The organism is Nonomuraea coxensis DSM 45129 (genome assembly GCF_019397265.1).
In the GTDB taxonomy this organism is placed as follows: Bacteria; Actinomycetota; Actinomycetes; order Streptosporangiales; family Streptosporangiaceae; genus Nonomuraea; species Nonomuraea coxensis.
Genome location: NZ_CP068985.1, coordinates 6,928,610 through 6,940,638, shown reverse-complemented (window position 1 = coordinate 6,940,638; position 12,029 = coordinate 6,928,610). Strand labels below are relative to the sequence as shown.

Annotated in this window: 9 protein-coding genes; 8 read left to right on the top strand and 1 reads right to left on the bottom strand. The window is 73.9% G+C overall.

Annotated features, from left to right (window positions below; translation table 11 throughout):
* Nucleotide 1: 1 nt before the first annotated feature.
* Nucleotides 2–409 (bottom strand): DUF2795 domain-containing protein, encoded by a 408-nt coding sequence (locus Nocox_RS32515; RefSeq protein ID WP_020542090.1) that lies wholly within the window; start codon nucleotides 407–409, stop codon nucleotides 2–4.
* Between the two features lie 77 nt (nucleotides 410–486).
* On the opposite strand from Nocox_RS32515, the gene Nocox_RS32510 reads away from it, so the two are divergent.
* The 8 genes from Nocox_RS32510 to Nocox_RS32475 all read left to right on the top strand — a co-directional run bounded on the left by Nocox_RS32510 (nucleotide 487) and on the right by Nocox_RS32475 (nucleotide 11,974).
* Complete coding sequence (locus Nocox_RS32510) at nucleotides 487–1,602, top strand: GNAT family N-acetyltransferase (protein WP_169577013.1); 1,116 nt, start codon at nucleotides 487–489, stop codon at nucleotides 1,600–1,602.
* Nucleotides 1,603–1,687: 85 nt separating this feature from the next.
* Nucleotides 1,688–2,866, top strand: coding sequence for a bifunctional cobalt-precorrin-7 (C(5))-methyltransferase/cobalt-precorrin-6B (C(15))-methyltransferase (locus tag Nocox_RS32505; RefSeq protein ID WP_020542092.1), 1,179 nt, complete (start codon nucleotides 1,688–1,690; stop codon nucleotides 2,864–2,866).
* Between the two features lie 70 nt (nucleotides 2,867–2,936).
* Nucleotides 2,937–3,776, top strand: a complete 840-nt coding sequence (locus tag Nocox_RS32500; RefSeq protein ID WP_020542093.1) for a sirohydrochlorin chelatase — start codon at nucleotides 2,937–2,939, stop codon at nucleotides 3,774–3,776.
* 31 nt (nucleotides 3,777–3,807) lie between these two features.
* Complete coding sequence (gene cobT / locus Nocox_RS32495) at nucleotides 3,808–4,911, top strand: nicotinate-nucleotide--dimethylbenzimidazole phosphoribosyltransferase (RefSeq protein ID WP_020542094.1); 1,104 nt, start codon at nucleotides 3,808–3,810, stop codon at nucleotides 4,909–4,911.
* A 27-nt stretch (nucleotides 4,912–4,938) separates the two neighbouring features.
* Nucleotides 4,939–5,952 (top strand): agmatinase, encoded by a 1,014-nt coding sequence (gene speB / locus Nocox_RS32490; protein WP_026214115.1) that lies wholly within the window; start codon nucleotides 4,939–4,941, stop codon nucleotides 5,950–5,952.
* A gap of 93 nt (nucleotides 5,953–6,045) precedes the next feature.
* A complete protein-coding gene (gene cobA, locus Nocox_RS32485; protein ID WP_020542096.1) occupies nucleotides 6,046–7,278 on the top strand; it encodes a uroporphyrinogen-III C-methyltransferase in 1,233 nt (410 codons plus the stop codon).
* Nucleotides 7,275–10,352, top strand: a complete 3,078-nt coding sequence (locus Nocox_RS32480) for a dynamin family protein (protein ID WP_020542097.1) — start codon at nucleotides 7,275–7,277, stop codon at nucleotides 10,350–10,352. Before cobA ends, Nocox_RS32480 begins: the two co-directional genes overlap by 4 nt.
* Nucleotides 10,349–11,974, top strand: a complete 1,626-nt coding sequence (locus Nocox_RS32475; protein WP_020542098.1) for a YfjP family GTPase — start codon at nucleotides 10,349–10,351, stop codon at nucleotides 11,972–11,974. The genes Nocox_RS32480 and Nocox_RS32475 overlap by 4 nt, the downstream gene beginning before the upstream one ends.
* The last annotated feature ends 55 nt before the right edge of the window (nucleotides 11,975–12,029 follow it).

Sequence of the window (12,029 nt, the reverse complement as noted above, 5' to 3'; positions counted from 1 at the left end):
GTCACCACCTCCGCCTCTCCACGCCGAGCCCGAGCGCCTCGCCCACGTCGGACATGTTCGTGTAAATACGTTCGGGGAGGGAGCGCACCATGTCCGTCACCCGGTCGGGGGCGTCCGCCTCCTCCGCCTGCCGGACCAGGTCGTCCTTCGACTTGGGCCAGTGCGTGTCGCTCAGCCACTTGGCCAGGTCGGCGCGGACGTCCACGCTGTGCCCCGTCATGCCCTCGGGCACGCCGGGCTCGTGACCGGGCGGGTACGACCGCATCGACTCCTCGCCTGCCGCCGGCATGGACTCGGGCTCCTTCCACTCCTCGGCGTGCGTCGTGCCGCCGCCGCGCATCATGCCCTCGGTCTCGTGCTTCTGCTGGCTGTCCAGACGGGGGCCGTGCTTGTCGCTCCCACGTTCCATATGCGTCTCACCTCTCTCTTCAGCGCCCCTACCCCCGCTTTGATGGGCAAACATCGCCGATGTGTACCCTGCCCTGCGTGTCTGCCTCCGTGTCTGATCCCTCCGCGTTCGATCCCGGCGTCAGCATCGAGACGGCCCGCCTGACCCTGCGGCCGTTCGGCCCCCGGGACGCCGCGCGGATCCGGTCGATCGTGGAGTCCGGCGCCGCCTTCCTGCCTCCCGGCGCGCCCGCCACGGCGTCCGGCGTCGGCCGGTGGCTCGACCAGGGCGTGCACGAGCTGCGCAGGTCCGGGCAGGGCATGCACCTCGCGATGGCCGACGCCGACGGCCTCGTCGTGGGCGCCATCAGCCTCTTCAAGACCTCGTGGGAGGCCGGCACCACAGAGGTCGGCTACGGCGTGCACCCCCTGCACCGGGGCCGCGGCCTGGCCACCGAGGCGCTGCGCGGCCTCGCCGAGTGGGTCTTCGACAGGACCCGCCTGCGCCGGATCGACCTGACCGCCAACCTCGACAACCTGCCGTCGCTGCGCGTCGCCCAGAAAGCGGGCTTCACCTGGGAGGGCGTGCTGCGCGGCGCGGTCCTGGAGGACGACGGGCCGCACGACCTGGTCGTCTTCGGGCTGCTGCGGGGCGACGGCCGCGCCCCCGCCCCCGTCCTGCCGCGCGCCGAGCTGCGCACGCCGCGCCTGCTCCTGCGCGCGCCCGAGCCCGCCGACGCCCCCGACCTGGCCGCCACCGGCGCCGACCCGCTCACCCAGGCGAGGACCGGCGTGCCGCGCGGCTACACCGTCGAGCACGCGCTCGCCTTCATCGGCCACGCCGAGCAGGTACGCGTCCGCGGCGCCGGCGCCGCCTGGTCGGCGGTCGAGGCGGCGACCGGCCGCTTCGCCGTCAACGTGGACCTGCGCGACGTCGACTGGAGCCACCGCACCGCCGAGATCGGCTACATGACCGCCCCCTGGGCGCGCGGCAACGGCTACGCCGGCGAGGCCGTGCTCGCGGTCGCGCGCTGGCTGTTCGAGCGGCAGGGCTTCAGCCGCCTCCAGCTCCGCGCCGCCGTGGACAACCCGCAGTCGCGGCGCGTCGCCGAGAAGGCCGGCTTCGTCCGCGAGGGCGTGGCCCGCTCCGCGCTCGCCGGGGAGGACCTGGTCGTCTTCAGCCTCGTGCCGTCCGACCTCGCGTTCCCCGCGTAGCGGGGAAGGCACGCCGTACTGGCTTTCGCACCTCTTTGTGAAACCCGGCGGCAACCGTCACCCTTGAAGGGGAGGTGGAGGCACGATGATCACGGTTGTCGGCTGGGACGGGACCGAGCTGCCGCCCGCGGCGCTCGACCGGCTGCGCGAGGCCGGTCTCGTCGTGGGCCCGGACGCCCTGCTCGGGCGGCTCAAGCTCAACGCCGCGACCGTGGCCGACGGCGCGCTGCTCCAGGCGCTGGACGACCACCTCGAACACGGCGAAGGTCCCGCGGTCGTCATCGCGGAGGGCGATCCCGGCTTCTTCGGCGTCGTACGCACCCTCCGGGCACACGGCCTCAAACCGGACGTCCTGCCCGCCACGTCGCTGGTCACCCGGGCCTTCGCCTGCGCCGGGCTCAACTGGGAGGACGCGCTGGTCGTCGCCCCCGAGGGCCCGCACCAGCTCAACAGGGCCGTCAACGCCTGCCGCGCCCACCCCAAGGTCGCGCTGCTGGTCGCGCCCGGCGTCGGCCCCGCCGAACTCGCCCGCGAGCTGGCCCCCACCACGCCCCGCGCGCTCATCGTCTGCGAGGACCTCGGCGGCCCCGACCAGCGGGTCACGCACAGCCGCATGGGCGAGGCCACCACCCGGCCGTGGAAGGACCCCGACGTCGTCCTCGTCATCGACCCGCTCCACCAGGCCAAGGAGCCGAGCTGGGTGGCGGGGGCGCGGCCGGGGCCGGCCGAGTGGGCGCTGCCGTTCGAAGGGGGCGGGCTGCCGCCGGAGGTGCGGGCGTACGTGCTGGCCAAGCTCGGCCCCCGCCTCGGCGACCTCGTCTGGGACGTCGGCGCGGGCGTCGGCGAGATCGCCGTCGAGTGCGCCAGGCACGGCGCGGCCGTCGTCGCCGTCGAGCGCGAGGAGGCCAACTGCGCCCGGCTGCGCGCCAACGTGCTCGCCCACGGCGTCAAGGTCGCGCTCACCCGGGGCCAGGCGCCGCCCGCGCTCGAGCCCCTGCCCGACCCCGACGCGGTGTTCGTCGGCGGCGGCGGGGCCGACGTCGTGGCGGCCTGCGCCGCGCGCCGCCCGCGCTCGCTGGTGTGCGCCCTGCGCACCGTCGAGCAGGTCCCGGCCGTGCTCGACCGGCTGCGCGAGCACGGCTACCGGGGCGCGGGCACCCAGATCATCGCCTCCGCGCTGACCGTCAACCCCGACGGATCCCACCGTCTGACCGCCGCCGAGCCCGTGTTCGTCGTCCACGCGACGCCCGCGCACGGAACGTGACCTGTCCCCTACTGCCGCGCATCGGTTATCCTCGCGTGTCCGTGTCCACCGCACCGGAGATTCCCTCACCATGAAGCCGCCGCTCCTGCTGATCGGGCAGGGCTCGCACGATGACGCCTACGCCGCGGAGTTCGGCAGGTTCGTCCACCGGCTCCGCTGCCGCCTCGACCGGACGGCCGCCGACGTCTCCGGCGGATACCTGGAGCGCGCCACGCCCCGGCTGAGCGACTCCGTAGCCTCCCTGGTCGCGAGGGGGCACCACCGCCTCGTCGCCCTGCCGCTCAGCCTCAGCAGGACGAGCGACGACCTCGGCGCCGCCATGGAGCTCGAACAGCAGCGCCACCCCACCCTCATGTACGACTACGGCCGCCCGCTCGGCCCCGACCCCCGCGTGCTGTCGCTGCTGGCCGAGCGGCTCACCGAGGCCGCCGCCGACCTGTCCAGGCCCCGCGCTCTGGAGCCCGCGGGCGCCCGCCCCCGGCTGCGCGCCGTGGACCCGCCCGACGTCGAGGACCTGCACGTCGAGCCGGGGGAGACCGGCATCGTGCTGGTCGGCGAGGGCTCGACCGACCCGGCGGCCAACGCCGAGATCCACCGCGTGTCCCGGCTGTTCTGGGAGACGCACGCCTACGACTTCATGACCGTCGAGACCGCGTTCGTGTCGGTCACGCCCCCCGGCGTGCCCGGCGGGCTCGAACGCTGCCGCCGCCTGGGGGCCAGGCGCGTGATCGTGGTGCCTTACCTGCTGTTCGCGGGCGGCATGCTGGAGCGCGTGTGGGCGCAGGCGCTGGCGTACGGCGCCGGCCACCCCGACCTCGACATCCGCTGCGCCGAGGTGATCGGCGACTGCGAGACCCTGGCCGACGTCGTCATCGAGCGCTACGAGGAAGCACTCCAGCTCGTCCACTGAGCCCCCAGACCCTTCTCCCCGGAGGTACGCCGTGCTGGCCGACACCCTCGCCGCGATCCGCGCCGCCGACCCGGCGGCGATCGCCGAGGCCCGAGCGCTCCAGGACCGCCTCACCAAGCCGCGCGGCTCCCTCGGCGTCCTGGAGGACGTCGCGGCCCGCCTGGCGGGCGCGGCCGGAGCCTGCCCGCCGCCGCTGCCCACCCCGGCCGCGCTGGCCATCTTCGCGGCCGACCACGGCGTGCACGCCGCCGGCGTCACGCCCTGGCCGCAGGAGGTCACCGTGCAGATGGTGGCCAACTTCCTGGCCGGCGGCGCGGTCGCCAACGCCTTCGCCGCCCAGGCCGGCGTCCCGGTCACCGTCGTGGACGTCGGCGTCGCCGCCGACCTGCCCGACGCGCCCGCCCTGGTCAAGCGGAAGATCGGCTACGGCACCGCCGACCTGTCCCGCGGGCCCGCCATGACCGTCGACCAGGCCGTCAGGGCCATGGAGGCGGGCATCGAGGTGGCCCGCGACCTGGTGGCGGGCGGGGCCCGCTGCCTGATCACCGGCGACATGGGCATCGCCAACACCACCGCCTCGGCCGCCCTGATCTCCGTCTTCACCGGCGCCGACCCGGCCGAGGTCACCGGCAGGGGCACCGGCATCGACGACGAGACGTACGAGCGGAAGGTCGGGATCGTCCGCGAGGCGCTCCGCGTGAACGGCCTGCCGGGCGGCACCTCCGGCGCCCCCGGTGCTTCTGGAGCTTCTGGTGCTTCGGCGAGTGAGGCGTTGCGGGCGCTCGCCGCCGTCGGCGGGTTCGAGCACGCGGCGCTCGCCGGCTTCATCCTCGGCGGCGCGGCGGCCCGCGTGCCGGTGCTGCTCGACGGCGTGATCGCCGGCGCCGCCGCCCTGGTCGCCGCCGCCCTCGACCCGTCCGCGCTCGACCACTGCGTGGCCGGGCACCGCTCCGCCGAGCCCGGCCACGCCGCCGCGCTCGCCCATCTCGGGCTGCACCCCCTGGTCGACCTGGAACTGCGGCTCGGCGAGGGCACCGGCGCGCTGCTGGCCCACCCCGTGCTGTGCGCGGCCGTACGGGTGATGCACGAGGTCGCGACGTTCGACTCGGCAGGAGTCACCGAGAAGCCCGTGTAAGGATGGATGCTCACTGGAGGTGAGCTTGTGTCCCGATACGGCCCGATGTACGGCCCGGATCTGACGTTCCTGGGGGTCGACCGCTGCGACCTCGGCGATCCCGCGTCCTACGAGGGCGCCGACGTCGTGATCGTGGGCGCCCCCTTCGACGGCGGCACCTCGAACCGGCCGGGCGCCAGGTTCGGCCCGCAGGCGCTGCGGCAGGCGTGCTACCTGCCGCACGACGGCTCACGTCCCAGCCTGGCGCTGCGCGTGGACGCGCTGAAGGACCTGCGCGTGCTCGACGCCGGCGACGTCGAGTGCTACTCGGGCGACGTCGAAGGCTCCCTGCGGGCCATCGAGGACGCCGTGCACCGGATCGCGGCCTCCGGGGCGGTCCCCATGGTGCTCGGCGGCGACCACACGATCGCGCTGCCCGACGCGCGGGGCACGGCCAGGGCGCACCTCCCCGGCCGCACCTCGATGATTCACTTCGACGCCCACGCCGACACCGGCGACATCTCCTTCGGCCACCTGTACGGCCACGGCCAGCCCATGCGGCGGCTCATCGAGTCCGGCGCGATCCGCGGCGACCGGTTCCTCCAGATCGGCCTGCGCGGCTACTGGCCCGAGCCGGAGACGCTGTCGTGGATGGCCGGGCAGCGGATGCGCTCGTACGAGATGACGGAGATCGTCGCCCGCGGCCTGGACGAGGTGCTGACGGAGGCGTCCGGGATCGCCCTGGACGAGTGCGACCAGATCTTCCTGTCGGTCGACATCGACGTCTGCGACCCCGGCCACGCCCCCGGCACCGGCACGCCCGAGCCCGGCGGCCTGACCGCCCGCCAGCTCCTCGACGCCGTACGCCGCATCTGCTACGAGCTGCCCGTCGCCGGCATGGAGCTGGTGGAGGTGGCCCCGCCCTACGACCACGCGGACATCACCGCCTACCTCGGCAACCGGGTTATCCTTGAGGCTCTGTCAGCGATGGCCAGACGCCGCAAGGACGACGAGGGCGGGCCGCGCTGGGATCCGCGCCAGCCGCTTCTCGACGGCCGCTGACTCGTGCTAGTTAACCTGTGCGCAGCAAACGAAGGATGCGAAGCCGGTAGGTTTACCTCTTAACACAACCTGCGCGAACGGGAGATTCCCCTCATGGGCCCCTACCTCCTCGGCCTGCGGCTTTCCGGCCGCCGGGTGCTCGTCGTGGGCGGCGGCCGCGTCGCCCAGCGGCGCGTGCCCGCGCTCCTGGAGGCCGGTGCGGAGGTCACGGTCGTCTCGCCGAGCGTGACCCCGGCACTCGACGACCTCATCGCCACCGGGCGGGTCACCTGGCACGCCCGGCCCTACGAGGTCGGCGACTGCGACGGCGCCTGGCTCGTCCAGGCGTGCACCGACGACAGGTCCGTCAACACCGCGGTCGCCGCCGAGGCGGAGGCCAAGCGCGTGTGGTGCGTACGGGCCGACGACAAGGACGCCGCCGCCGCCTGGACCCCGGCCAGCGGGCGCGTCGGCGAGATCAGCGTGGCCGTCACCGCGGGCGGCGACCCCAGACGGGCCGCCGGCATCCGCGACGCCGTGGTCGAGGCCCTGCGCGACGGCACCGTCGACGCCCGCCGCAACCGCACCAAACCCGTCGGCGTCGCCCTCGTCGGCGGCGGCCCCGGCGATCCCGGGCTCATCACCGTGCGGGGGCGGCAGCTCCTCGCGCAGGCCGACGTGGTCGTCGCCGACCGCCTCGCGCCGCGCGCCCTGCTCGACGAGCTCGCCCCCGACGTCGAGCTGATCGACGCCGCCAAGGTGCCCTACGGCCGCTCGCTGTCCCAGGAGACGATCAACGACATCCTCGTGGACCGCGCCAGACAGGGAAAGTTCGTGGTGCGGCTCAAGGGCGGCGACCCGTTCGTCTTCGGGCGGGGCGGCGAGGAGATGATCGCCTGCGCGGAGGCCGGCATCCCCGTGGTCGTCGTGCCCGGCATCACCAGCGCCGTCGCCGTCCCGGCCGCGGCCGGCGTACCGGTGACGCACCGGGGGGTCAGCCAGGAGTTCCACGTCATCTCGGTGCACGTGGCGCCCGACGACGAGCGCTCCACCGTCGACTGGCCCGGCCTGGCCCGGTCCGAGGGCACGCTGGTGCTCCTGATGGCCGTCGAACGGCTGGCGAAGGTGGCCGAGACGCTCCTTCGAGACGGACGTTCGCCGGATACTCCCGTAATCGTGGTGCAGGACGGTACCCTTCCCACGCAGCGGGCGGTCGTCGCTTCGCTTTCCACCGTGGCCGACCGCGTGTCGGCGGCTGGGATACGACCGCCGGCGATCGTCGTCGTCGGGGACGTCGTCAGGGTCGGCCAGGAGGTCGAGATGGTTCGAGCGGAGCGCCGGCCGTGAACACGGCCATGGATGACGGGCGGCCGGAGTCGCCGGGGGAGCAGACGCTGAGCTTCCCCTCGATACGCGACGACGACACCTTCGACGCCTTCACCCCCTCCGGGGACACCAAGAAGAACCCCCATGACGCCCCCCGCGACCCGCGCGCGCCGCGGAACGCCGAGGAGCCCCGCCCGCGTTCGCCTCAGGACGCCCAGCAGCACCGCGACCCGCGCCCGGCCCGGGAGCAGGAGCCCCGCACACGCCGACTCGGCGAGGCCGAGCACGTCCGCGAACTACGCCGAGCCGTCGAGCCCCCCCAGCCCCACGACCCAGGACCGACCCACGACCCGAGGCCGGCCCACGAGCCGGGGCAGGGCCGCGAGCCGGGGCAGGGCCGGGGGGACCAGGACCGTGTGCCACGCCAGGACGGGGGTCCGCAGCAGGCGCATGAGCCACTTCCCAGGCGCCGCCCCACGTCCCCCAACCGCCCTGCCTTCCCCGGCCACCCGGCCACCGGAGCCCCTGAGGGTCCCGGCAGGCCCGGCGAGGAGACGAACCTGTTCGGCGCCCCCGCCAAGCCCGCCGACCGCATCGACTTCTTCACTCCGCGCAAGCCCGCCACCGGCGGCGCCTCCCACCCCGCCCCCGACACCACACCTCCAGCGGACCGCCCCACCCCCGGCGCCGGCGCCACATCGGGCCGCCCTGCCGCCCCGGCCTCCGGCGGGCCCTCCCTGTTCACCAGGCCCGCCTCATTGAACGTCCCACCCGCCGACGAGCCCAGGGCCGCAACGCCGTCACCCACCGACGACCAGCCCACTCCCGACCACCCGGACGACACCGCACAGCCAACCGACACCGCGCAGTCAAGCGGCACCGGGCAGCCAAGCGACGCCGGGCAGCCAAGCGACGCCGGGCAGCCAAGCGGCGCCGCTGACCAGCCGAGTGACGTCGACCAGCCGAGCGACGTCGACCAGCCGAATGACGTCGACGAGTCGGCCCCTGACGCCGACGAGCCCATCGAGGCCGAGCCCTCCGCCGAGGAGCCGTCGGCCGTCGAAGCGCCTTCGCCCGCTACGGCCCCGTCCCCGGACCACGACGCCGGCGCTCCCGAGGACCTGAGCCCCTCGAAGGACCCGGACTCCTCCACGGACCTCGCCTCTTCCGACGAGCCCGACGACTCAGCAGAGGAGGAACCGGCGCCCACCGCAGATTCCGCCTCCCCCCATGAGCCGTACGACAGCGAAGAGCCCACCTCATCCGCGGAAGCCGACCCCTCGGAGGAGAACGCCTTCCACCAGGCCGAGGCCACCACCCTCGACGAGGGCGAAGACGAGGGCGAAGACGCGGACACGGGCACGGACGAAGACGCGGACACCGCCTCCTCGGACGAGCCCCCCGCCGCCGGCACCCGTACCGAAGCCCTCCCCCCGGAGACCGTCAAGGCGCTCACCACCGCCCTCGACCAGCTCCGCGAGAGCATCACCGACCTCCGCCTGGGCCTCGACCTCCCTGGCGTCAAGGAGGCCAGGCAGGCCCGCACGGACCTCCTCGCCCAGCTCGACAACTACGTCCTGCCGAGGGTGCGGACCAGCACGGCTCCCGCCCTGATCGTGGTGGCCGGCTCCACCGGCGCGGGCAAGTCCACGCTGGTCAACAGCCTGGCCGAACGCAACGTCTCCCGCACCGGCATCCGCCGCCCGACCACCGGCACCCCCGTCCTGGTGTGCCATCCGGACGACCGCCAGTGGTTCGCCGAGGGCGAACTGCTCGGCACCGTACAGCGGCTCGACCAGCCCGAGCCCGCCGCCAACCGGGGCGGCGGCGCGGGCACGGGCACCAACGACGGCCTGGTCCTGGTCGCGACCGAGAAGCTCCCGCAGGGCGTGGCGCTGCTCGACACCCCCGACATCGACTCGGTCGTCGAGGAGCACCACGAGATCGCCCACCGCATGCTCGACGCCGCCGACCTGTGGATCTTCGTGACCACGGCGGCCCGCTACGCCGACGCCCCCGCCTGGAGCCTGCTCAAGCTGGCGAAGGAGCGCGGCGCCCGGCTGGCCATCGTGCTGTCACGGGTGCAGCCGAAGGCGGTGGACGTCGTGCTGAAGCACTTCGTCCGCATGCTCACCGAATACGGGCTGGGCGACATCGACCGGTTCGTCATCCACGAGTCCACGGTCACGGACGGCAGGCTGCCGGACAGCGAGGTCACCGACCTGCGCATGTGGCTGGCCGAGCTGTCGGTCGACGAGGAGCGGCGCGCCCAGGCCGTACGCGAGACGCTGAACGGCGTGCTCGACAGCTTCCGCACCCGCGTCCCGGCGCTGGCCAAGCACCTGGAGGCGCAGGTCGCGTTCCGCGCGGAGCTGCGCAAGGACGTGGAGGCCGCGTTCTTCGGCGCGCTGAGCGACATCGACAAGGCGGCGAGGAGCGGTTCGCTGCTGCACGGCGAGGTGCTGGCCCGCTGGCAGGACTTCGCCGGCTCGGGCGATCTCATGCGCTCGCTGCAGCTCCGCCGGCGCGGCCGGGCGGCCAGGCAGGCGCCGGAGCGGGTGATCGCGTTCAGGGCGGCGATCCGCACCGGCCTGGAGTCGGTGATCGTCGCCGCCGCCAACCGCGCCACCACCGAGGTGGTCGCGCGCTGGCGGCACCGCGCCGAGCTGGGCGGCAAGCTCGGCGAAGGGCTCGACCGGCCTTCCGACACGCTCGTACGCAACACCGGGCGGGCCATCGCGTCCTGGCAGGACCACCTGAGCGAGCTCGTACGGACCGAAGGCGTGGCCAAGCGCTCGGTGTCGAAGATCGTGTCGTTCGACCCCGACTCGCTGGCCCTGATCTTCACGGTCGCCATGTTCAGCGGCGCGAACGGCGAGGGCGTGCCGCATCGCCTGGTCAACGCCCTGCTGGGCGCGGAGTCGCTCCGCGGCATCGGCGCGAAGGCGCTGAGCGACCTGCGGGCCAGGATCAGTATGTTGTTCGACGAGGAAGCCATGCGTTACGTGCAAGCGCTCGACTCGGCGGGCGTTCCCGACGAGTCCGCCGCGACCCGCCTCTACCAGGCGTCGTACAACCTTGAGGTCGCTCGATGACCACCACGACCACTCCCAGGCCGGGGCTCGCGGCGCGGCTGACCGCGCTCACCAAAGTGGTCGAGGTGGGCGCGGGGCGGCTCGACAAGAAGCTGCTCGACGAGGCCACGGCGCTGCTGCAGCGGGCCGGCGAACGCCTCAAGCTCTCCTCGGAGCACACCGTCGTCGCCTTGGCGGGCGGCACGGGCAGCGGCAAGTCGTCGCTGTTCAACGCCATCTCGGGGCTGGAGTTGTCGCCCACGGGCGTACGCCGGCCGACGACCGGCCGCACGCACGCCTGCGTGTGGGGGCTGGAGGGCTCGGCACCGCTGCTCGACTGGCTGCAGATCCAGTGGCGGCACCGCTTCTCCCGGGCGAGCGCGCTCGACAAGGGCGACACCCAGCTCAACGGGCTCGTCCTGCTCGACCTGCCCGACCACGACTCGATCAGGGCGCTCACCGACTCCGAGGCCGACCGGCTCATCGGCCTGGCCGACCTGGTGGTGTGGGTGCTCGACCCGCAGAAGTACGCCGACGCCTCCACGCACCGGCGCTACGTCACGGAGCTGGCGGGGCATGACGCGGTCACCGTGTTCGCGCTCAACCAGGCCGACAAGCTCGCCACGGAGGAACTGGCCGAGCTGCTCATCGACCTCAACGACCTGCTGCGCCGCGAGGGCGTCGAGCACCCGAGCGTGGTGCCGACCTCGGCGGTCACCGGGCGGGGCGTCGAGAGCCTGAAGAGCGTCATCGCCACCGCCGTCTCCCGCCGCCGGGCCGCGATCCAGAAGCTGGAGGCCGACCTGCAGCGGCTGGAGCAGCGCATCGCCGAGACGATGCCGCTCGGGGAGGCGCTGTCCGCGCCCGCCTCCGTGGACGAGGCCCGCCGCATGGGGCTGACGGACGCGCTGTGCGACGCGGTGGGCGTCCCGGCGGTGGGCGAGGCCATGGAGAACGTCTACGCCGAGCGTTCCAGCAAGTGGGTGGGGTGGCCGTACCCGCGCTGGATCGACAGGTTCCGCGCCGATCCGCTGAAGAGCCTGCGGCTGGAGGACGTCAGCGAGGAGATCCGCGGCATCACGACCGGCTCGGTGAGCGCGCAGTCGGCCGAGGTCGCCAACGCGGTGCACGCCCTGGCCGACGGGCTGTCCATGAACATGCATCCCGTGTGGCGGACGGCCGTCCAGCAGGCCGCGAAGTCACGGGCCAAGCAGTTGCCCAAGGCGCTGACCGAAGACCTGACGGAGGTGGCGCCCCGGCTCGACCGGGTGCCCGGCTGGTGGTGGGCGCTCAAGGTGTGGCAGTACGTGCTCGTGGCGGCGTTCCTGGCGGGCGCGGTCTGGCTGGCGGCCGGGCTGCTCGTGCCTGGCTCGCTGCCGCCGTCGCTGGAGCTGCTGGGCGACAGCGCGACGCTGCCGTGGGTGGGCCTCATGATGGTCTCGGTGCTGGGGCTGGGCGCGTTGTCCGGCATCGCGGCCCGCAACTTCGTGGAGCTGGGGGCCTCGCGGGAGCGCGAACGCCTCGAACGCGAGATGCGCCGCCGGGTCGCCGCCGTGTCCGCCACGATGGTGATCGAGCCCGTGGAACGCGAACTGGCCCGGCACCACACGTTCTACACGGCCCTGCGCGACCTGTCCGCCTGACCCCGGCGCCCTCTCCCCTCCTCGCCAGGGGGCGTGAACAGGGGGTGTGCGCCCT

Coding starts and splice junctions, on each gene's coding strand:
- Nocox_RS32515 (WP_020542090.1), bottom strand. CDS start 409: ATGGAACGTGGGAGCGACAAGCACGGCCCCCGTCTGGACAGCCAGCAG.
- Nocox_RS32505 (WP_020542092.1), top strand. CDS start 1,688: ATGATCACGGTTGTCGGCTGGGACGGGACCGAGCTGCCGCCCGCGGCG.
- Nocox_RS32500 (WP_020542093.1), top strand. CDS start 2,937: ATGAAGCCGCCGCTCCTGCTGATCGGGCAGGGCTCGCACGATGACGCC.
- cobA (WP_020542096.1), top strand. CDS start 6,046: ATGGGCCCCTACCTCCTCGGCCTGCGGCTTTCCGGCCGCCGGGTGCTC.
- Nocox_RS32475 (WP_020542098.1), top strand. CDS start 10,349: ATGACCACCACGACCACTCCCAGGCCGGGGCTCGCGGCGCGGCTGACC.